Origin of the sequence: Akkermansia muciniphila, from assembly GCF_018709685.1 — a bacterium.
Taxonomy (GTDB): Bacteria; Verrucomicrobiota; Verrucomicrobiia; order Verrucomicrobiales; family Akkermansiaceae; genus Akkermansia; species Akkermansia muciniphila_E.
Genome location: NZ_JABDHQ010000008.1, coordinates 22,366 through 44,007 on the forward strand (window position 1 = coordinate 22,366; position 21,642 = coordinate 44,007).

Here is a 21,642-nt window from a genome sequence, read left to right on the forward strand (position 1 = left end):
TCAATTAGAATTTCAAACCAGTTTCACGGGCGGCATCGGCCAGGGCCTTTACCTTGCCGCAGAACTTGAAACCACCGCGGTCGAAGACGACTTCAGTGACGTTGGCGGCCTTCGCACGTTCACCAATCAGGTTGCCCACCTTGGTGGCGGTAGCGCAGTTGGCGAGCTTGGAAGGATCGGCGATGGAGGCATCGGCCGTGGAAGCGGAGCAGATGGTCTTGCCCACCGTGTCGTCGATGATCTGGGCATAGACGTGACGGTTGGAGAAATAGACAGCCAGGCGGGGACGGGAAGCCGTTCCGGAGAGCTTTCTGCGGATGCGGCGGCGGACCTTGGCGCGGGTGGCTTTGCGATTGATAGTACTCATCGTGTATAAATATGTTGTAATAGTTATTACCTGAATTACTTACCGACGCTCTTGCCTTCCTTGCGGCGGATAACTTCACCGGCAAAGCGCACGCCCTTGCCCTTGTAGGGTTCCGGGGGATAGTACGCACGGACTTCAGCGGCAAACTGGCCTACGACCTGCTTGTCAACGCCTTCAACCGTCACTTTCGTGTTTTCCGTCACGGTCACCTTGAGGCCTTCGGGAATTACCTGGTTGATCGGATGGGACTTGCCCAGGTTCAGGTCCAGGATGTTGCCCTTGACGGCGGCGCGGAAACCGACACCGATGATTTCAAGGTTCTTGACGAAGCCTTCGGAAACGCCGATGACCATGTTGTTCAACAGGGAACGGTTCGTGCCGTGCAGGGCGCGAAGCTGGCGGCTTTCGCCGGCGCGGTCAACGGACAGCTGATTGCCTTCAACGGTGGCGGTGATGCCTTCCGGGAGAGTCCAGGAAAGCTTGCCTTTGGGGCCTTCCACCTGAACGGAAGAGCCGTTAACCTTTACCGTTACCTTGTCCGGCAATGTGATGGATTTTTTACCAACTCGGGACATATGTTTAGGAAATGTTAATGGTTACCAGACAAGGGCGAGAAGTTCGCCACCAATGCTCTGCTTGCGCGCCTGCGCACCGGTCATCACACCACGGGAGGTGGAGACGATGGCAATGCCAAGCCCACTGAGAACGCGGGGAATGTCCTCGGAAGAAACGTACTGACGGCGGCCCGGCTTGGAGCTGCGCTTCACGTCGGTAACGACCGGCTTGCCCTGGGAGGTAAATTTGGTCTTCACCTTGATTTGCTTCTTGGTGCCTTCACCGGTCACTTCATAGTTCCAAATGTAGCCTTCTTCCTGCAGAATCCGGGCGATTTCCACCTTGATGTTGGAGCAGGGAGCGGTAAATTCCTCGTTGCCGGCCAGGCTGGCGTTTTTCAGGCGGGTGAGGAAGTCGGAAATGGGGTCACTTAATACGGCCATGGTAAGAAATAGTTAGGCGTTAGCGGGTTGAGTTTCTTCGGCCTTCTTCGGTTCGCGCATGGGAACGCCCAGGGCGCGGAGCAGGTCGCGGCCTTCATCGTCCGTAGGAGCGGTGGTCACGAAAATGATGTCGAAGCCGATCTGGCGCTTGATCTGGTCAAGTTCGATTTCCGGGAAGATGGACTGGTCAGAGATACCGATAGCATAGTTCCCGTTGCCGTCAAAGGACTTGTAGGGGAGGCCGCGGAAGTCGCGGATGTTCGGAGCCGTAACGTTGATGAAACGGTCCAGGAATTCCCACATGCGGGCACCGCGCAGCGTTACGCGGGCTCCCAGAGGTTCGCCTTCACGCACCTTGAAGTTGGCCACGCTCTTGCGGGCAAAGGTAGTGGACGGCTTCTGTCCGGTGATTTTGGCAATTTCGTTGACGGCATCTTCCACGGCCTGCTTGCGGTCCGGGTGCTTGCCCATGCAGGAGGTGACAACAATCTTCTCCAGGCGGGGAATCTGATGCACGTTCTTGTATGCATGCTTCGCTTGAAGGCCGGGAACGACCTTTTCACGGTAGTATGTTTGCAGTGTTGGTGTACTCATTGTTTTAGCGGGTCAGCTCTTTATTAATGATTGGTATGGCTTAAGCGCAGGGTCAGGCCGGAGGCCTAGCCTACTTTTTTCACGTTGGAGATGTGAATCGGGCCGTTGATCTCCTGAATGCCGCCTTCCGGGTTCTGTTCGGTCGGGCGCACAGCCTTTTTCAGGGTGCGGACGCCTTCTACGATGACAGTACCTTTGGAAGCATTTACGGCGAGAACGGTGCCGCGCTTGCCCTTGTGGTTACGTCCGGCGATGATTTCTACTTCATCACCTTTTTTCACGTGGGTCTTCATATATGACTATTTCTTACGCGTTTATGCGATTAAGATCTACCACCCCCTTGGTGGTAGGGCAGGAAGAGTATGATAGGATGGGCCTTTTCGTCAAGCCCGCATCCTAAAAAAATAGTTTTACCGCCCCTCCGCCAATGCGGAACGATAAATGGAGGGCTCTCTCCGGCCCGCCAAAGCCGCCGCTGCGGGAACAGGCCGCCGGACGGCGGCTTCCGGGCCTCCGTAAGGGTTTACTCATCATCCGTGGGAATCTCCGCGCCCTGCCAGCGCAGCTTGGCCCTGAGAAGGGCGCCGAAGTTCTGCTTCCGGAGATGAACCAGGGAGAGGGTTTCCGGAGCTTTCCGGATCACGAGGCTTTCTCCCACTTCAATGGGGTAGGCGGAACGGCCGTCCAGGGAATAAACCATGGAATCAAAGCGGCCGCGGCGCTCGCGGGGGCGCAGGCGGATGGTCATGGTATCCGGAAGCACCACGGAGCGGTTGGTCAGGCTGTGCGGGCAGATGGGGGTGACGCACACCACCCGGGACATGGGCCATACCAGAGGCCCCCCCGCGGAAAGGGAGTACGCAGTGGAACCGGTGGGGGTGGAGACCAGGACGCCGTCCGCATGGTAGCGGTTCAGCAGTTCTCCGTCTATCTCCGCATCCAGGTCCACCATCTTGCCGGACTGGGCGCGGATGAGGGAAACCTCATTCAGCGCCAGCTTGCGGAGCGGTGCCGGAGAGCCGTCCACCCCCATCTTGACCACCTCCAGCATGGAGCGGTCATCCGTCAGGTAGGATCCCTCCTGGAGGGCATACGCCAGCAGCGGCAGTTCCTGCACGGAACAGGTGGTCATGAATCCCAGGCGCCCCAGGTTCACCCCCGCCAGGGGCACATGGTGCATGGCCGCCAGGGTGGAGACGGTAAGCATGGTGCCGTCCCCTCCGAACGTCACCAGCAGGCTGCACCGGGTGATGCACTGTTCCAGGGCATCAGGCGTTTCAATAACGCAGGAGCCCAGCCCGTGGCGGGCAAGCTCACGGCGCATGATGCGCAGCGCCTCCGGCAGCCCGGGTTTCTCCGCCAGTGCGACCAGGCCAATTACCTTGGAAGGATTCATGCGGGCAAGCATACTGCATTTTTCCACACCGCTCAACTGGTAAACCTCAGCGGGCGGAAGATTCCTCCCTGACCTCCCTACCCCTTAAATTTCAATTCCTGTTTCTTTTTTGTTATACAAGATTATAAACATGTGTTAAGGATAAAAAGCGTGAATTGGTCCATCCCCGTCCTGCTGCTTTTTCTGATGCCGGCCTGCTCCACCACGGAGAAGTGCGCACGGAAAACGGCCCCGTCCGTACAAGCGGCAGAAGCGCATGTAAAAAATGCGCCCTACCGGGTGCGGGGGAAAAGATATACACCCATGAGCGTGGCTGATGCCCTGAAATACAGTGAAACCGGCTATGCCTCATGGTACGGCGGAAAAGGCCGCAGCATGAAGACCTCCTCCGGAGAGTACATCAATCCCCAGAGCTCCATGACCGCAGCCCACACCACCCTGCCGATGCCGTGCAAGGTGAAAGTCACCTGCCTGGCAACCGGAAAATCCGCCATCGTCCGCATCAACAACCGCGGACCTTTTCACAGCAACCGCCTGATTGACCTCACCGCGTCCGCCGCAAGCCGCATCGGCCTGCGCAGCCGCGGCGTATCCAAGGTCCGTCTGGAAGTCATTTCCGTGGGCGACGGGCCTTACGAGGTTTTCGCCCGTTAATCACCATTCCATCCTTTCCGCAGCTCTATTTTTCCGTCCATGATTCCGCCTCGCATTATTCTTGCCGGTCTGGCCTGCCTGTGCCCGTTCTCCCTGGCCCAGAAGCTGAAATCGGACCCCAATAAAACGCTGATCATTATTTCCACCGGCGATATTCACGGCAATCTGGACAAATTACCCAAACTGGCCACGCTGGTAAAACAGTACCGCGCCAAGTACCCGCACGTCCTGCTGGTTGATTCAGGGGATTATTTCATGGGCAATCCCTACGTGGACGAGTGGGAAAAACGGGGCGAACCCCTCACCATCCTGATGAACAAGCTGGGGTATGATCTGGCGACCGTCGGGAACCATGACCTGGATTACGGACAGGAGGCCCTCCGCGACCACATCAAGGGGATGCCGCGCACCAAGTTTGTCCTTACCAACGTCAATGCCTCCCCCACGCTGACAAATTGTTTTTCACCGTATGTCAGCATACCTCTCAAGGGCACTCCCATTTCCGTAGGGTTCATCGGGCTGGCAGACCTGCAGACCACGGACGTCCGGAGGATGGGAGGCATTTCATGGAAGCTGCCGGATGAAGACGACTACAAGAGCATCATGGACAGGTTCCGCCTGCACCATAACACCATTAATATCATCCTGAGCCACCTGGGTTACGAACACGACATGAAAATGATGAGGTATTCACCGAATATCGACGTCATTCTGGGCGGTCATACCCATGTCATGCTGCCCAACGGACAGCTCAAGACCGGTACCCTGCTCAGCCACACGGGCCACAGGTTGAGCCATGCAGGCGTTACGGAAATTACCTTCTCCACGGAAAAGCCAGTCTCCATCCTCTCCAAATCAACCAAGACCATCGAGCTGAACGGCAAGATACCTGACGACCCGGAAGTGGAAAAGCTGGTGAAGAAGTTCACCGGAAACCCGCTTTTCAAGCAGCAGGTAGGCGTAGCCGGGGAGGACCTCACGCACGTCACCATAGGCACCATTTTCTGCAAGGCCATCCAGCAGGCCTCCAATGCCGACATAGCCATTTACAACCGCGGCGGCGTCAGGGCCAAGAGCCATCTCTGCAAGGGACCCATTACGATCAAGGACATTTATGAAATGGAGCCCTTCCGGGAAAAGATCGTCACCTGCTCCATGAGCAAGGCGGACATTGAACAGCTGATCCTGTCCAAATTCATGTCTCCGTCAGAGGATGAGGGCGGCATTCTGGAAGTTTACTGCTCCGGCTTTTCCTACCAGATTATGGACGGCGTTACGCCAAGCATCTCCAGCACCCTGAAGAATAACATGGTCTATACCGTGGCGATGGGAGACTACCTGTGCAATAATTTCAAGTTTCCTCAAAGGGGTAACGGCAAACCCACCGGCATTAAAGTCCGCGAAGCCGTGATTACCTACCTGAAACAAATCAAGGAGCTTTTCAACCCGCCGCCGCCCAAACTGCCCATCATCAAGACGAACACCTTCGCCCTGTAACGCCGCACGGGAACTGCATGCCACAGCGCGGCAGGATGGATTGAACAAGCCGCGCCGGCATGCTACAGTCCCGCCAGCCATGCAGCCGGACCCCCATCATGCAGCGCCGGAAGAGGAGCGGAACTTCAGCGGTTTCCGCATTCTTCCCTCCGGGGCGCTCGTGACGGATATTCCCCCCCTGGACCGCCTGTTTGAAGAAGGAGCCGGAAACGGGCTGTATGCCCTGGCCGTCTCCAACTGGGAAACCACGCCGGACCCGGCCGCTTATTTCATCAGGAATCTGGCGCGCCAGGCGCTCACTCGCATGGCGCATGCCGCCGCGGAAAGACCGGATGAGGTGGATGCCGTTCTGGACCACCTGCCGGGCTCCGCAGCGGAAAGAACGGCCCTGGCGGAGCAGTTCCCTCCCGTACCGGGCGCGGAATACGTGACTCCCGGCGTCATCGCAGGGTGGCTTTGGGACTTCCGGCGGCTGGTGAGCAGGGAAATCTCCGCACGCGGCATTACTCCCGCCGCATGGCTGAACAGCCTGGGCGCCCCCTGGAACCAGATAGGCAAGGTATTCTTCCACCTGGCGGAAAACCGGGATGACGCCACGGGCTCCCGCCCCTTTGCCTTTATGGCTACCTTCGCGCATCAGAGTGCGGCGGATAACCAGGTGCGCCACCTCCCCCTTTCCACCGCCCTGAAACTTCATGAAGGGAACCATACGGCCCTGCTGGCCGTGCTCCAGCCGCTGAAGGAAGCGGCGCGGGAAAGCCCCCTGCTCCAGCGCCTGCTGGACACCGGCAAGATTTACGCCCCGCTGGCCTGGAGCGCTCCGGAAGCGCGGGACTTCCTTCAGGACTCTCCGGCGTATGAACGCGCGGGCATCATCGTGCGCATGGTGAACCTGTGGAAAAAGGCCCCTCCCAAATTACAGGTGAAAGTCACGGCGGATGCTCCCGGCGGGGAAAAAACGGCCCATTCCTCCGGCCTTTCCGTCCACAGCCTGTTGAGATTCTCCGTCTCCGCCACGCTGGGAGGCAGGGACCTGGCACCGGAGGAACTGGAAGAACTGCTCAACAACGGGGACGGCCTGATCCGCTTCAAGGGGGAATGGGTGCGCGTGGATGCCCAGAAGGTCCGGGACCTGATGGACCGGTGGAACAAGGCCGCGCGCATGATGAGCTCTCTCGGCATTCCCCTGGTGCAGGGGCTCAGGTTGCTGGTCAACGGCCCCTCCGGCCAGCTGGTACAGCTTCCGGAACCGGATGAAGACTGCGTGATGGAACCGGGTAAGGGGCTTCAGCAGGTGCTGGACATCCTGGCCGGGGAGGTTCCCGTATCCGTGCCGGAGCTCCCGCCTCATTTAGACGCGCTGATGCGGCCCTACCAGAAAGAGGGCTTTGGCTTCCTGTACCGGGTGACGGAACGCGGCTTCGGCGCCTGCCTGGCGGACGACATGGGACTGGGAAAAACCCTCCAGGCCATCGCGTGGCTGGATGCCCTGCGCAGGGAAGGACGGCTGGACGGCCTCCCGGCCCTGATCGTGGCTCCGGCTTCCCTCCTGTCCAACTGGAAGGAAGAAGCGGAGCGCTTCGCTCCGGAGCTCGCGCTGCGCATCATGCACCCCTCCGCTCCGGACTCATGGCGGCCGGGGGAAAGAACGCACCGTGAAAACTGCCACGCCGTCATCACCACGTACGGCATGGCGGCACGCACGCCTGGCCTGGTGGAACTGCACTTTCCGGCCATTATACTGGATGAAGCGCAGGCCATTAAAAACGCCGGTTCCGCACGCTCCCGCGCCATCCGCTCCCTGCACGGGGAACGGCGCGCCGCCCTGTCCGGCACGCCGGTGGAAAACAACCTGAATGAGCTATGGAGCCTGATGGAATTCCTGAATCCGGGACTGCTGGGAAACAGGAAGAGCTTTGAAACCTTCACCCGCACCCTGGAACGCGGCTATGCCCCGCTGCGCCGCCTGGTGCGCCCTTTTATCCTGCGCAGGATGAAGACGGACCCGGCGCTGGTGCCGGACCTGCCGGACAAGACGGAAATCCCCGCCTACTGCCCCCTCACGCCGGAACAGGCCGCCCTGTACCAGACGCAGATAGACGCCCTGCACGCCATGCTGGATGAACCGGACCCCGCCACGCGCCTCATGCTGATTCTTCCCGTACTGGCGCGCCTCAAGCAGATTTGCAACCATCCCGCCCAGTTCCAGGGCACAGACGACTATGCCCCGGAGCGCTCCGGAAAATTCCTGCGCCTTCAGGAACTGTGTGCCTCCATCGCCGCCCGGCAGGAAAAAGCCATCCTTTTCACCCAGTTCCGCTCCATCATCCCGCACCTGCATGACCTGCTCTCCACTGTCTTCGGCCGCTCCGGGCTTACGCTGCACGGGGGCACCCCCATTCCGGAGCGGCAGGACATCGTGAACGCCTTCCAGAAGGAATCCGGCCCTCCCTTCTGCATCCTGTCCCTGAAAGCCGCCGGAACCGGCCTGACGCTCACCCAGGCATCCCACGTCATCCATGTGGACCGCTGGTGGAATCCCGCCGTGGAGAACCAGGCTACGGACCGGGCCTACCGCATCGGCCAGCACCGGAACGTGCTGGTGCACCGCCTGATCTGCCGCGGCACCATTGAGGACCGCATTGACGCCATGCTGGCGGAAAAACGCCGCATGGCGGACGACCTGTTCTCAGGAGGCCCGGAACAATGGCTCATGAACATGAATGCGGAAGAATTGAATAACTTATTTTCCCGCTACCATTCCTGATATTTCAGGACGGAAATTCAGGATAACAGTTCCTCTCTTGAATCCCTGCGATGACCTATCCCATCCAAAACATTTGGGAAAAATGAAAAAGCCTATGGTTCAATTTCATAAATGAAATTAACCTGGTCCCGCCTGGACTCTGTTACCAGCAGAGGAAACGCCTGTGTTTCCATGAATACATCCTCCAGCACCATCCTGTCCGGATGTCCGTACTTATTAGACTTTCCGGCAGAAATAAAACAAACCGGATTACTTTTCAGCATGCAGGAATCATAATTATGTCTGGAACCATGATGGGGTATCTGCAGCACTCCTATATGATCGGTCAGTGGAGCACAGTATGTTCTCACCTGTGACCATTTTATCTTATTAACGGCAAAATCCCCCGTATACATACACCCTGAGTATTTAGGGTATCTATACAATTTTTCATAATATAAATGAGCATACAGGGTGGGAGGCCAATCCTTATACGCAAGCCTCCGGAAATCTGCCAGGCGGCAGCTGTCTTCTTCGCATGGCCCGGAATACACCATCATTGAATGAGCGTTTATTCCACCATGCGGGAGTGCCTGATAGAATGCTTTTAATTTTTTAAAAGCACTTCTGTTTTTCAGCAACGTTTTTATTTCCTCCGAATTCGTCGGAACAGGAATTTTTTCTTTTTTTAAATACTCTTCCAGCTTTTCAGAAAGCTCCTCTCCATCCAGATTCACAGGGAAATAGATCCAGAAATACCCCATTTTCCCATGAAGGCTGGGAATTCCTATACTTTCCGAATTCTTTAAAACGATCTGATTTCCGGTTTTTAAATTATCCGGAAATTGATTAACAGACAGGATTGATCTTTCACTGTTTTCAAAATTTTCCCCCAGAGGACTCACGAAAATAATCTGCGGAGGCGTAGGGAGTCCGCGCACACTTTCCACGGGGTCAAGAATGAACTTGTACACAAAGGAGGTTTCCCTGAGGCCTTCAACAGCGCATTTTACCAAGGCCAGCAATTTCTCATTACTATTGAGCAGAGGAATACAAATATTCCGCACATCATGCTCCCTAATCAAATACTCCAGGCCATTGATGTGGTCGTTATCCAAATGGGAAATGAAGACAATATCTATTTTTTCATTCCTGGAAAAGACAGAATCAATTTCCCTCTGCACGTACCTGGATATTCCATTTCCGGCTTTTCCAGTATCGCTTCCGCAATCATAGACTACATTGTACGATTTCTTTTTGAGATATGAAATTTCTTTAAACCGCTCTGTATAAAAGCCTCCCTGGCCTACAGGATGTATGGTTCGGAAGAGGTATATCCTATCTTTTTCCATTTTTTCTCCAATAAACGTTCAGGATTGTTTATTTCAAAAAAATCACTTCCTTTCAACATTTTAATTGAATTCTTGCCTATGCGTCCTTAAAAACGCAACTTCCACTTCATCAAGACCTGGAATCCATTCAGGAAATCACGGCCAGCGGCGCGGTGGTTTTCCAGTCTCCGCGGGTAAAGTCCGGGAACTCCACGGGCATGCCGCCCTGGGCGATGGAATGGGCCGTCAGCGGCAGCAGGGAAGACCACGCGGCGCCTTCATAAACGTTCTGGTCCAGCGGCTCCCCATTCTGCAAGCATTCCACAATGCGGGAAAGCATCACGAAGTCCATGCCGCCGTGCCCGCCCATCTTCTGGGCCAGATCCCCGATGCGCTTCCAGAGCGGGTGGTCATACTTCTCATAGATGGCGGCCAGCTTCTCCCTGCCTTCAATCCATTCATGGTAGTTGCCGTTGCCCAGCTTTTCACCGGCCACGCGGGTCGGGAAGCCGGCAAGCGTTCCTTCCGTGCCCTGGATCAGGTTGGCGCGGGAATAGGGCCGGGGAGAGGTTTCATCCAGCTGGACGACGATGGTGCGCCCCAGCTGCGTCTTGACGATGGCCGTGTTCATGTCCCCGCAGATGAAGGGGGTGCGGTTCCAGCGGTGGTCCGCAGGGAGGTGCTTCTTCGCGTACGCGTTGCGTCCCAGCGCGGGAGAAGCGAACGCCGCTACCCGGCTGAAATGGTCTTCCCCGCGGGCCAGTCCCATGTATTGCGCCACCGGGCCCAGGCCGTGGGTGGGGTACAGGTTGGCGTTGATTCTGGTATGGTATTCAGGCCGCCAGGCTCCTTCACCGCGCGTATCCCCCAGCTGCGTCACCAGGCAGTGGATGTAGGCGGCCTCCCCGTGGAGCAGCTCGCCGATGACGCCCTGCCGGACCATGTTCAGGAACATGAGTTCATCCCGCCCGTAGTTGACGTTTTCCATCATCATGCAGTGCTTCCGGGTGGCCTCGCTGGTGTCCACCAGGTCCCAGAGTTCTTCCATGGAGACGGCTAGCGGAACTTCCACAAAGGCGTGCGCGCCGTGCTTCATGCTGTCACAGGCGATTTTCGCGTGCGTGCTCCAGTCCGTGCTGATGATGACGGCGTCCGGTTTCAGTTCCTTCAGCATGGTCAGGTATGCCGTGTCCCCGCCGGAATAACCCAGCGGCGTTTTCCCCATTTTGGCCAGCACGCGGTCCACGCCGCGCTTGGCCAGGTCTTCCTTCAAATCGCACACGCCCACAATTTCCACGCCGTCCATCACGCACATTTGCGCCAGATGGGAGAATCCGCGCCCTCCCACGCCAATAAAGGCCAGCCTGATGCGGTCCAGCCTGGGAGCCTTGAACCCCCCCATGTACATGGAGCCGGAAGGCCGCGGGGATGCCTTGGCGCCGGAGCGCCAGAGGCTGTCACCGGAAGGAATATCCAGGGCCTGCCCGGGAAGAACGTTTCCGGCGGCAGCCGCTCCGGCCGCCAGCCCCAGGGATTTGAGAAATTGCCTGCGTGATGAAAAAATAGACATGGTTTGAAAGTATAGTTTCAAAGAACTTTACGGGCCCCTGACTGCGGATTTATCATTATTCCGCCTCCGGAGGGAAAAAGCTCCGGATGGCTGATTTTATAGTTTGCAAATTCCGGCGGAACTTCCACTATAAGTTTAACTTCTGACTCTACCCTCCTTCAACTTATGCGTTATCTTCTCCTTATCCTGTTGCTCGCCGGCGGCTATTACGGCTGGGATTATTATGAAACCGGCCTTGTTCCGCAGCATGAGGCCATTAAAGCCATGGAGCAGGAGCCGTACCCGGAACTGGATGCGGCCCGGGAACGGTTTGACGAGGCGGCGGAGCTTCATGAGCAGCAGGCCGCACGGCTCCAGGCGGCCATCCAGCGGAAGGAGGAGGCCATCCGCAAGTACTGGGACGCCCAAATGGAGAAGGCGGACCAGGCCGCCGCCGGACAAAAAACAATGCCGGCGGACAAGGGAAAACCCAATGTGCGGTCCGTGGAAAGCCGGATAGCCCGTCTCCTGGAACAGTATGACCAGCGTTCCGCGGACGTGGAGGAGCTCAAGAGCAAGCTGGACACCACCCGCCAGCAGCTTGCTGCCGCCCGGGACCGGCTTCAGGAACAGATACGCCAGGTGGAAACCCGGCTGGACATCAACCGCATCCAGCGCGCGGAAGCCTCCAACACGAAGAGCAAGGGTTTCAAGGTGACGGAGAACCGGGCGGACCTGCTCAAGCTCCAGGCCAGCCTCCCGCAGGAACTGGACCGCGTCAACCGCAAGGGGGAAGCCCTGGTCAGTGAACAGACGGCGGCCTATGAGAAGGCCAAGAGGGAACTGACCCTGTTCCAGAACAAGGTGGACCGGCAGATTGCCAGCCTCCGGGATTCCATGAACTCCCCGCTGGCGGAAGAATATGACGAGACGGAAATTCTTTCGGAAGACCCGCAGTTCCGCACCATGATCGCCCCTTATGACCAGGCGGTCAGCCATGAGGAAACACTGGCCATGCGTACGGAGGCGGACGTGGAGGAACAGGCCAAGGTCCTGCACGGGCTCCAGCGCGTCAGGGACGGAAAAATAGAAGGGGAGCGCAGCCGGTTGAAGCAGGAGGAAGAGATTTTCTTCACCGCGGCAGCCGTCATCGGCGTGGTTCTGCTTATCTCCATCCTGCTCTCTTTCAGCAAAAGGAGATGATCTCCTTGATGGTTGACAATGCACGGCAAACCTAGTTTACTGTGTGGGCCGCCGGGAACCCGTGGAGGCACGACTGGCAAACCCCGCCAGGACCGAGAGGTAGCAACGGTAGCTTGTTCGTGTTTGCCGCGTCCGTTCCCGGCGGTATTTTATTGATGTCCCTCCATACCGGGGATTGAACCGGGGCCTTCCCATGGTAGAATACCGCCCATGAACGCGTCCGCCGCCCTTGACTGGCTTTTTTCCACTCAATTCTTCGGGATCAAGCTGGGGCTTGAGAATACGGAAAAGCTGCTGGCGGCAGCCGGGGCGGACCGCCCGGACGCCACGGTGGTGCACGTAGCCGGTACCAACGGCAAAGGCTCCACCTGCGCCATGATTGAGGCGCTGGCCAGGGCGCAGGGCTACGTAACCGGCCTGTTCACGTCCCCCCATCTGGTGGAGTTTTCCGAACGCATCCGCGTGAACGGGCAGATGATTTCCCCGGAGGCGCTGGCGGAGGAAATCACCTTCCTGAAACAACTGGCGGAAACCTGGGAACAGCCGCCCACCTTCTTTGAACTGGCGCTTGCCGTTGCCCTGCGCCACTTCCGCAAAAGCGGCGTGAACTTCATCATTCTGGAAACGGGCCTGGGCGGCAGGCTGGACGCCACCAATGCCGTTCCCAAGGACATCGCCGTGCTGGCCCCCATCGGGCTGGACCACCAGCAGTACCTGGGGGACACGCTGGCGCAGATTGCCGCGGAGAAGGCGGCCATCATCGCCCCGGGCAAGCCGGCCGTCACCGCTGTCCAGCACCCGGAAGCCATGGCCGTCATTGAACAGGCGGCGCGGGACTGCCATTCCCCCCTCACGGTCGCCCGCATGACCCGGGAAACGCCGCAGCCTTCCCTGCCCGGAGCCCATCAGCGGGAAAACGCCGCCCTGGCGCTGGAAACCATGAAGCAGCTCCATGCCCTCCCCTCCCCGGCGGTTGCCGGCGCAGCCCTGGCCAATGTGCAGTGGCCCGGACGGTTTGAACGCCTGGCCTGCCCTGCCCTTGTGCTGGACGGGGCCCATAATGAACATGCCGCGCGCGTGCTGGCGGCCACCTGGCGGGAAGAATTCCCCGGGCGGAAGGCGGCGCTGGTTTTTGCCGCCTCCGCAGACAAGCACATCCGGGACATGATTCCCGTTTTGCGGGAGATTGCCGGAGAATGGCACCTGGTGCCCTGCTCCTCCCCCCGCATCATGCCGCCGGAAGAACTGTCCGCCCTGCTGGCTGAGCTGGAAACGGGGCCCGTATTCATCCATTCCTCCCTTCCGGAGGGTCTGCATGCGGCCCTGGCCTCCCCCCTGCCGGCCCTAGCGGCAGGCTCCCTGTTCCTGCTGGGGGATTTGAAAGCGCTGCTCCTCCATGCGGAAAAACGCAGCACCGTCCAATAACCTTTTTTCTTTCTTCCCGTGACTCCTGACGACGATACCACCCTTTCCTCCCTCCGGCCCGGAGACCTGCGCCCGGAATTGCTCTCCCCCGCCGGGGACATGGAGTGCGCCCGCGCCGCCGTAGCCAATGGCGCAGACGCCATTTATTTTGGCCTGGACCGCTTTAACGCGCGCTTGCGCGCAGACAATTTCACGCTGGATTCCCTGCCGGAGCTGATGCGCTTCCTCCACGCTCACGGCGTGAAGGGGTACGTGACGATGAATACGCTTATTTTCACCTCGGAGCTGGAGGACGCCTTGGACTACCTGGGCCATCTCAACGCCGCCGGCGTGAACGGCGTCATTGTGCAGGATGTCGGGCTGGCACGCTGCCTGACGGAATGGGGCAGGCAGGATTCCGCCATGAAGCTGGAGCTGCACGCCTCCACCCAGATGACGCTCACCTCCCCCGCCGGGCTGGAATTCGCCTCCGGTTTTCTGGACCTGAAGCAGGCCGTGCTGGCTCGGGAATTGAGCCTGAAGGAGATCGGGGAATGCGCGCGCCATACGGACATCCCTCTTGAGGTGTTCGTGCACGGCGCGCTCTGCGTGGCCTATTCCGGCCAGTGCCTCACGTCGGAAAGCCTGGGCCAGCGCAGCGCCAACCGGGGGGAATGCGCGCAAGCCTGCCGCCTGCCGTACGCCCTGGTTGTGGACGGCAAACAGGTTCCCCTGGGGGAAAGGCGCTACCTGCTCAGCCCGCAGGACCTGTGCGCCATTGACCGCATCCCTGACCTGGTCCGCCTGGGCGTGAAGAGCTACAAGATAGAGGGACGCCTGAAAAGCCCGGAATATGTCGCCGCGGTGACGGCGGCCTACAGGAAGGCCCTGGACGCCGCCTGCGCCGGATTGCCCGTGGACGGCATGGTTACCGCACGGGACCGCTATGCACTGGAAATGGTATTTTCACGCGGCTTTTCCACAGGCTGGCTGGACGGCACGGACCACCCGCGCCTAACCCACGGACGCCACGGCAAGAAGCGCGGCGCTTATGCGGGCGTCATTACGGACAGCGGCCATGGCTGGCTGGACATCAGGCCGGAAGGGGAGGTGCCCCTCGCGCCCGGGGACGGCTTCGTCATCGACGCCGGGGAGGACCGGAATGAAGAACAGGGGGGCCGCATCTGGAAGGTGCAGAGAAACCGCCTTTTCTTCCACGGAAAAGCTTCCCGCATTGACTGGAACCGGGTGAAACCGGGGCAGAAGCTCTGGAAAACGGATGACCCGGCCCTGAATGCGGAGCTGAAAAAGATGCGGGAACACCTGCCGGAAGCGGCCACCCCCCTTCACTTGACCTGCACGGGGCGCGCCGGGGAATCCCTTACGGTTTCATGCCCGGAATACGGGTGTTCCGTGCAATCCGCCCAGCCGCTTCAAACGGCGGAGAAACGCCCGCTGACTCCTGAAACGCTGGAACAGCAGCTCGGCAGGCTGGGGGGAACGGGATTCCGCCTGGCCACCTGTGAATGCCGCCTGCCGGAAGGGCTGATGCTCCCGCTGAGCGTTCTCAACCAGACGCGCCGCGCCCTGGTGGAACGGATTCAGGCAGTCCGGCAGGAGAGGGAAACATCCGCTCCCCCTTCCCGCCTTCCGGCGCCGTTCGTCCTTCCCGCGCTCCCGGCGGGAACTGCCGCTCCGGATACGCCCCCGCGCCTGTCCGTGCTGTGCCGCAGGGTGGAACAGATACCCGCCGCGCTGGATTCCGGCGCGGACGCCGTGTACCTGGACTTTGAAGACCTCCGGGACTACGCGGCAGGAGTGGAAGCCGTGCGGAAGAATGAGAAAGGCTCTCCCGTTTTCCTGGCGACGCCCCGCATCCAGAAACCGTCGGAAACAGGCTATTTCAAGCTCATGGAACGGGCGGAGCCGGACGGCATCCTCATCCGCAACCTGGGCGCGGCCCAGTACTTCCGCCATTCCGCCCTGCGCCGCATCGGAGACTTTTCCCTGAACGTGGCCAATCCTTGCAGCGCGGCCATCCTGAAGGAACAGGGTAATTTGGAATTCCTCACCATCTCCTATGATCTGAACGCCGGGCAGGTGGAGGACCTGCTCCGCAGCGCCCCGCCGGAATGGTTTGAACTGACCCTGCACCAGCACATGCCCATGTTCCACATGGAGCATTGCGTCTTCTGCACCTTCCTTTCCGGCGGCACCAGTTACAAGAATTGCGGGCGCCCCTGCGAGCAATACCGGGTGCAGCTGCGGGACCGCGTGGGTCAGCTTCATCCTCTGCTGGCGGACGCAGGCTGCCGCAATACGCTGTTCAACGGACGCGCCCAGACGGGAGCCGGCTTTTTCCGGGACTTCCGCCGCCAGGGCCTTTTCCGCTTCCGCGTGGAACTGCTGGATGATTCACCGGAGAAGGCACGCCTGCTGGTGTCCCGCTACCGGGGGCTTCTGGACGGCGCCTGCACGGCTGCGCGGCTCATCCGGGAACTGGATGTTGCGGAACAGCTGGGTACTACGGAAGGAACGCTCCGGCCCAGATGACGCAGGGGGGGCGCAAAGGAAAAAGCGGGTAAAGAATGCACTACCCGCGCCTTGAAGCCGCGCAAAAACCGCATTATGATGGCTTCAATGGGAATGGAAGACCCCTTCCCCGGAATTTCCTCAAGATGAATACTCCCCTGAAAGACCGCCTGATCCGCCACATGGAGGACAGACATTACGAACCCCAGAGCAAGTCTGAACTGGCACGCTCCCTGAATGTGGATTCACGGCAGAAACAGGACTTCCGCGCCCTGGTGGACCAGCTGGAAGAGGAAGGCAGGCTCGTGCGCCTGCAAAAAGGCAGGTACGCCCTGAAGCGGGAGCGCCGGGACCTGGTGCACGGCATGATCCGCATCCTGCGCTCCGGGAAGATTCTTTTTATCCCGAGGAAGGAAGACCCCGCCGCCGCGGCCATGGGCTGGGACCTGGAGGCCATTCCGGAACTGGAACTGAAGCCCAACCACCTGGGGACCGCCCTGGACGGGGACCGGGTGGCCGCCCACGTGGAACGCAAGGCGTCCAAAGGACGCCGGAACGACCGCCGGGACCTCTTCTCCAGGCCGGACACGGGCATGAAAGCCCGCGTGGAGGAAGTGACGGAACGCGCCCGCTCACGCTGGCTGGGGGTTTTCCGCGCCGGAAAAAATAAATTGGGGCGCGTGCTGGGGGACGGCATCGGCTCCCCGGAATATATTGACCTGGTGGAAAAACCCGCCATGGAGGTGCTCCCGGGCCAACTGGTTTCCGTGGAGCCCGTGTCCCGCGGGGAGGAAAAGAAGGCCCCGCGCGGGAAAATCGTGGAGGTGCTGGGTTACCCGGACGATCCCCACGTGGACATGGAATCCGTCATCAGGAAGTATGACCTGCCCGTGGAATTCCCCGCCGCCGTGCTCCGGGAACTGGAAAACCTGCCCAAAGACCCTTCCTCCGGAGAGCTTGCCCGCCGGGAGGACTGGACGGACCGCACCGTCATCACCATTGACCCCGCGAGCGCCAAGGACTTTGACGACGCCATTTCCATCAAGGCCACCCCGCAAGGCTGGACGCTGGCCGTCCACATTGCGGACGTCTCCCACTTCGTGAAGCGCGGCAGCGCGCTGGATGAGGAAGCCCTGCGCCGCGGCAATTCCACCTACCTGCCGGACCGCGTTCTTCCCATGCTGCCTCCGCGCCTTTCCGACGATTTGTGCAGCCTGCGTCCGGACGTCGTCCGCCTGACGAAGGTGTGCGAAATGAAGTTTGACAAAAAGGGCAAGCTGCTCGGCGCCCGCTTTGCGGACGCCTTTATCCGCAGCAAGGCGCGCCTGACCTACCAGGAAGCCTTCACCATGATGAAGGGGCATGACAAGGGGGAAATTCCCTCCATGGTCCGGGAGGCCTGGAAGCTCGCCTCCATCCTGCGCCGCAACCGCTATGCCAAGGGAGCCCTGGACCTGGACTTTCCGGAAGTGCGCGCCGTCATGGACAAGGACGGCCGCGTGACGGACATTATCACGGAAGAGTATGACGAGAGCCACCAGCTTATTGAAGAATGCATGCTGGCGGCCAATGGAGCCGTGGCCCTGACGCTGAAGAACAAGAACCGCCCCACCATCTACCGCGTCCATGAAGAGCCGGACTCCGCCAAACTGTTCGAGTTCGGCCAGCTATGCAAACTTTACGGGCATCCCGTCCACGACATCAGCCAGCGGCAGTACCTGAATGAACTGATGAAGTCCATCAAGGGTTCCCCGGATGAACAGCTCCTCAAGCTGGCTCTGCTGAAAAGCCTGATGCGCGCCAGGTACGACACGGAACCCCTGGGCCATTACGGCCTGGCCACCCCCAATTACTGCCATTTCACCAGCCCTATCCGCCGTTACGCGGACCTGGTGGTGCACCGTTCCCTGGACCCCCTGCTGGCCAATCCCCCCAAGGGAGCCAAAGGCCCCGGCAGCGTGAGCAGGCTGGAAGAGGATGCGGAGCATATTTCAGAAACGGAGCGCACCTCCGCCAGCGCGGAAAAGGACGCCAACCGCATGAAGCTCTTTGAATGGCTGGAAGGCCAGTGCTTCGCGGACCATCCGGAGGTGCACGAGGCGCTGATTACGGAAACGCGCCACTTCGGCGTGATGCTGGAAATCCCCCGCCTCCAGGTCAAGGGACTGATCAAGCCCGACCAGCTTCCCGGCGGCCGCTGGGTGTATGAGGCCTTTGCCAACCGCTGGAAGAACGATCACGGCTCCGTGCTGTGCGCGGGGCTGCGCATTCCCGTCATCCCCGTGAAGGTGGACCGTGACCAGCAATGGGCGGATTTCACCATTGCCTCCCGGGAGAAACGCGGAGAGCCGGAAAAAACGGCCGCAACCGGAAAAAGGGGGAAACGCTCCAACGGGCGCAGGCGCCGCGCCCGCTAGGCGCGCAGGGAGGGACGCCGCGGAAACGCGGCGGAACGGGCATTAACCGCGGTTCTCCTTGCAGGAGAATCATCTCCGAACTTTTTTACTAAAAATTTTCTTGAAGTAAATTGCCCTTTTCGTGTATAGACTGGTTGCTGTTTACTTGTGAAACCGACCCCACGCCTATGAAACCAGGACGTTGAACCCGTAAGTAAGCGCGATATGAATGCTGAATGCCAAGGTCCGCTCCCGGGTCCGGAGCGGGCCTTTTTCCCGGAAGCCTGTCATGACGGAAACGGCAGGGGGAAATGAGGGTGTCCAACCTGCATGACAGCCATCCAGCACATCCCCGAACGGGCGCCTTTTACTTACGCGGACCTGATTGAATACCGCGACGGACAAATCACCAGCCTGGCCCTGGTGCGCTCCAAAGGCGTCAACATGACCATTCTGGCCTTTGACGACGAGCAGCTCCTCCCCACCCACCAGACGCCCGGCCCCGCCCTGGTGCAGGTACTGGACGGCACGGCCTTTTTTACCGTGGGCAATGATTCCATGAACGTGCCGCAGGGCCAGACCCTGATGATCCCCGCAGGCGTGCCCCATTCCGTGATCGCCCAGGGACGGTTCAAGATGCTGGTCACGTCCATCCTCCCGCTGGACTGACCAGGAGGGCCCCCTCCTGTTACAATTCCCTGACGGTAACGGTTGCGTGCTGTTCCAGATTCAGTTCCGGATGGCGCACGGTAATGACATGCGTCCCCGGTTCCAGCAGGGCGGAAGCCTCATCCCCATACTGCACGATAGCCAGGGTGGGGGAGGACCAGACGGCCCCGGCCGGAAGATTGGAGCGCAGTTTAAGGCGCCGTCCCTCTCCGGGCATTTCCGGGTCCAGAACCAGGCGTGAACCGTCCGCCGGAACCAGGATGCGCGGCGCCTCCCCGGACCAGGCAGCAGGAAGCAGGCAGTAAGCGTCCCCCGCCGTGCAGGAGGGACTGGTGAACCATTCCGTGTAACGGCTGTCCAGGCAGGCGCGGCCCGCCGCGTCATAATCCGCCGCCGCGGCCTCCTGCGGCATCGTTTCCGGTGAGGCCCATTCCTCCCGGGCATGGGCCTGCGGCACAGGCAGCGCGCCTTCCCGCCTGCCCGTGCGGGCGTCAATGCGGATGCGGACCATGCCGGGAACGGCGCAGGGGAAGGAGGGGGAAAGGTCCCGGTGCGCCAGCTTCATGACCCCGGCAAAAATGGGAGCGGCCCCGGCCATGCCCCCCACCTGCTTCATGGGGGAGGCGTCAAAGTTGCCTACCCACACGCCCACGGTGATTTCACGCGTAAAACCCACGCACCAATTGTCCCGGAAATCAGAGGAGGTGCCCGTCTTGCAGGCATACCGGAAAGGCAGGTCCATCACCTCCGCATCACTGAACGCAGGCAGCCGCGCTTCCCGGTCCGCCAGAATATCCGCCGTCAGGAAGCAGGCTTCCGCGGGGAGTACGGGCCGTTCCTGCTCAGGAGATCCCTGTTCCAGCTTCAGGGGCAGGAAGGTGCCTCCGCGGGCCAGGCACGCATAAGCTCCCGTCAGCTCCCTCAACGTTACCTCCGCATTGCCGATGGCCAGCCCCAGGCCATAACGCGCGGCGTCACCCTGAATGCTCCGGATACCCAGATTTTCCAGCAGTTTCAGCAGCCGGGCCGGACCACCGAACGTCCCCAGCGCCCTCATGGCCGGAATGTTCTGGGAACAGGCCAGCGCCTGCCTGATGGAAATGGGGCCCATATAGTTCCTGTTGTAATTCTGCGGCGCTTCCAGCCCGTGCGCGCTCCGGTATGTGGTGGGCACATCCGGCAGCACCGTCCCAGGATACGCCCCCAGGACAAACGCCTGGGCATACACGAAGGGCTTCAGGGCGGAGCCGGGGGAGCGCCGCAGCGCGGTGCCGTCCAGCAATCCCCCCGCCGGATGGTTCCTGTCAGCGGACCCTGCCAGGCAGAGGATATTCCCCGTGGCGTTCTCCACCACGACCACGGCGGCCTGCGTCACATGGTGGCCCTTCAGGCGCTCCAGCTCCCGCTTCACGATCTCCAGAGCGCCGCGCTGCAGAGAGGAATCCAGCGTGGTGCGCACCTCTCCCGTGCGGCCCGCATGCATCAGGGCGACCGTCACATGGGGGGCCAGCGGCCGGCGGTCTTCTTCCGCCCCCGCGCTGAACAGGGGTTCCAGCAGGGCACGGTCCACCATGCCGGGGGCGGCCCAGCCCTCTTCCCTCATGCGCCGGAGAACCAGGTTCCGCCGCTGCAATGCACGTTCCGGATGCCGGAGGGGGTTCAGGAAGGAAGGCCCCTGCGGCAGCCCGGCCAGCAGCGCGCATTCCGCCAGGGACAGGCGCGACATCTCCCGGCCAAAGTAGAAACGCGCCGCCGCGGCGGGTCCCCGGCGCAGATTGCCGTAATCCAGGCGGTTGAAATAGGACTCCAGAATAGCCTCCTTGCTCATGCTCATCTCCATGCGCCGGGCCTGGAAGAATTCCCTGGCCTTGGCGGGGAGGTTCCTGGGAGAGGGAGGATTGGCATTCTTGGCGAGCTGCTGGGTGATGGTGGACGCTCCGGACACGACTTCCCCGCCCGCGGCATTCACAGCCACAGCGCGGGCCAGGGCCAGAAAGTCCGCCCCGCCATGGCTGAAAAAGCGTTTGTCCTCCGCCGCCAGCGTAGCCTTCAGCAACATGTCCGGCACCTCCCGCAGCCGGACGGGCTCCGTGTGGTAATAATCCGGCCCCGGCAGCGTGGCGATCCTTGCGCCGTCCCTGTCCAGGACAAGGGCGCCCCGTTCTTCCGGATGAAGCAGCCCTTCCGGCAGGGGAACCAGCCAGGGGACCGCATACCATGCAAGCAGCCACGCCGCGGCCAGCCCTCCCGCAGCCCGGAGAAGGTTTTTCCGTTTCAAGAGCCCCTTGAAGAATGCCCTGGTCATG

The 21,642-nt window shown here is 60.3% G+C and carries 17 protein-coding genes and 1 other RNA gene; 9 read left to right on the top strand and 9 right to left on the bottom strand.

What is annotated here, in order from left to right; translation table 11 throughout:
- Window positions 1–4: 4 nt before the first annotated feature.
- From rplR to HHJ06_RS06740, 6 genes are all read right to left on the bottom strand, one after another.
- Window positions 5–367, bottom strand: a complete 363-nt coding sequence (gene rplR, locus HHJ06_RS06715) for a 50S ribosomal protein L18 (protein ID WP_215428583.1) — start codon at window positions 365–367, stop codon at window positions 5–7.
- Between the two features lie 35 nt (window positions 368–402).
- Window positions 403–942 (bottom strand): 50S ribosomal protein L6, encoded by a 540-nt coding sequence (gene rplF, locus HHJ06_RS06720; RefSeq protein ID WP_102714969.1) that lies wholly within the window; start codon window positions 940–942, stop codon window positions 403–405.
- A 21-nt stretch (window positions 943–963) separates the two neighbouring features.
- Window positions 964–1,365 (bottom strand): 30S ribosomal protein S8, encoded by a 402-nt coding sequence (gene rpsH / locus HHJ06_RS06725; protein WP_215428584.1) that lies wholly within the window; start codon window positions 1,363–1,365, stop codon window positions 964–966.
- Between the two features lie 12 nt (window positions 1,366–1,377).
- The gene (rplE, locus tag HHJ06_RS06730) at window positions 1,378–1,959 is read right to left on the bottom strand and encodes a 50S ribosomal protein L5 (RefSeq protein ID WP_215428585.1); all 582 of its coding nucleotides are present in this window, start codon (window positions 1,957–1,959) and stop codon (window positions 1,378–1,380) included.
- Window positions 1,960–2,024: 65 nt separating this feature from the next.
- Complete coding sequence (gene rplX / locus HHJ06_RS06735; RefSeq protein ID WP_022396872.1) at window positions 2,025–2,252, bottom strand: 50S ribosomal protein L24; 228 nt, start codon at window positions 2,250–2,252, stop codon at window positions 2,025–2,027.
- 230 nt (window positions 2,253–2,482) lie between these two features.
- Window positions 2,483–3,355 (bottom strand): NAD(+)/NADH kinase, encoded by an 873-nt coding sequence (locus tag HHJ06_RS06740; protein ID WP_215428586.1) that lies wholly within the window; start codon window positions 3,353–3,355, stop codon window positions 2,483–2,485.
- A gap of 303 nt (window positions 3,356–3,658) precedes the next feature.
- Between HHJ06_RS06740 and HHJ06_RS06745 the strand changes: the two genes are divergently transcribed.
- The 3 genes from HHJ06_RS06745 to HHJ06_RS06755 all read left to right on the top strand — a co-directional run bounded on the left by HHJ06_RS06745 (window position 3,659) and on the right by HHJ06_RS06755 (window position 8,273).
- Window positions 3,659–4,009: a septal ring lytic transglycosylase RlpA family protein gene (locus HHJ06_RS06745; RefSeq protein ID WP_215428587.1), complete on the top strand. Its 351-nt coding sequence runs from the start codon at window positions 3,659–3,661 to the stop codon at window positions 4,007–4,009.
- 39 nt (window positions 4,010–4,048) lie between these two features.
- Window positions 4,049–5,506 (top strand): bifunctional metallophosphatase/5'-nucleotidase, encoded by a 1,458-nt coding sequence (locus HHJ06_RS06750; RefSeq protein ID WP_215428588.1) that lies wholly within the window; start codon window positions 4,049–4,051, stop codon window positions 5,504–5,506.
- Between the two features lie 79 nt (window positions 5,507–5,585).
- Window positions 5,586–8,273 carry a DEAD/DEAH box helicase gene (locus tag HHJ06_RS06755; protein WP_215428589.1) on the top strand — a complete coding sequence of 896 codons (2,688 nt, stop codon included), beginning with the start codon at window positions 5,586–5,588 and terminating at the stop codon, window positions 8,271–8,273.
- A 92-nt stretch (window positions 8,274–8,365) separates the two neighbouring features.
- Here the strand turns inward: HHJ06_RS06755 and HHJ06_RS06760 are convergent, their stop codons facing one another.
- Together HHJ06_RS06760 and HHJ06_RS06765 are read right to left on the bottom strand one after the other, a co-directional pair.
- Entirely contained in the window at window positions 8,366–9,604 is a 1,239-nt protein-coding gene (locus HHJ06_RS06760; protein WP_215428590.1) for an MBL fold metallo-hydrolase, read from the bottom strand.
- Between the two features lie 127 nt (window positions 9,605–9,731).
- The gene (locus tag HHJ06_RS06765; protein ID WP_215428591.1) at window positions 9,732–11,153 is read right to left on the bottom strand and encodes a Gfo/Idh/MocA family protein; all 1,422 of its coding nucleotides are present in this window, start codon (window positions 11,151–11,153) and stop codon (window positions 9,732–9,734) included.
- A gap of 165 nt (window positions 11,154–11,318) precedes the next feature.
- On the opposite strand from HHJ06_RS06765, the gene HHJ06_RS06770 reads away from it, so the two are divergent.
- The 6 genes from HHJ06_RS06770 (at window position 11,319) to HHJ06_RS06795 (ending at window position 19,336) form a co-directional block, all read left to right on the top strand.
- On the top strand, window positions 11,319–12,335 hold the full coding sequence (locus tag HHJ06_RS06770; RefSeq protein ID WP_215428592.1) for a hypothetical protein: 1,017 nt from the start codon (window positions 11,319–11,321) through the stop codon (window positions 12,333–12,335).
- A 51-nt stretch (window positions 12,336–12,386) separates the two neighbouring features.
- Window positions 12,387–12,480, top strand: an RNA gene (ffs, locus tag HHJ06_RS06775) — signal recognition particle sRNA small type.
- 65 nt (window positions 12,481–12,545) lie between these two features.
- Window positions 12,546–13,760, top strand: coding sequence for a bifunctional folylpolyglutamate synthase/dihydrofolate synthase (locus HHJ06_RS06780; protein ID WP_215428593.1), 1,215 nt, complete (start codon window positions 12,546–12,548; stop codon window positions 13,758–13,760).
- Window positions 13,761–13,778: 18 nt separating this feature from the next.
- Window positions 13,779–16,292: a U32 family peptidase gene (locus HHJ06_RS06785; RefSeq protein ID WP_215428594.1), complete on the top strand. Its 2,514-nt coding sequence runs from the start codon at window positions 13,779–13,781 to the stop codon at window positions 16,290–16,292.
- A 125-nt stretch (window positions 16,293–16,417) separates the two neighbouring features.
- Window positions 16,418–18,688: a ribonuclease R family protein gene (locus HHJ06_RS06790; protein WP_215428595.1), complete on the top strand. Its 2,271-nt coding sequence runs from the start codon at window positions 16,418–16,420 to the stop codon at window positions 18,686–18,688.
- A 309-nt stretch (window positions 18,689–18,997) separates the two neighbouring features.
- Complete coding sequence (locus tag HHJ06_RS06795; protein WP_215428596.1) at window positions 18,998–19,336, top strand: cupin domain-containing protein; 339 nt, start codon at window positions 18,998–19,000, stop codon at window positions 19,334–19,336.
- A 19-nt stretch (window positions 19,337–19,355) separates the two neighbouring features.
- On the opposite strand, the gene HHJ06_RS06800 is transcribed toward HHJ06_RS06795, so the two are convergent.
- On the bottom strand, window positions 19,356–21,641 hold the full coding sequence (locus tag HHJ06_RS06800) for a transglycosylase domain-containing protein (protein WP_215428597.1): 2,286 nt from the start codon (window positions 21,639–21,641) through the stop codon (window positions 19,356–19,358).
- Window position 21,642: the final 1 nt, after the last annotated feature.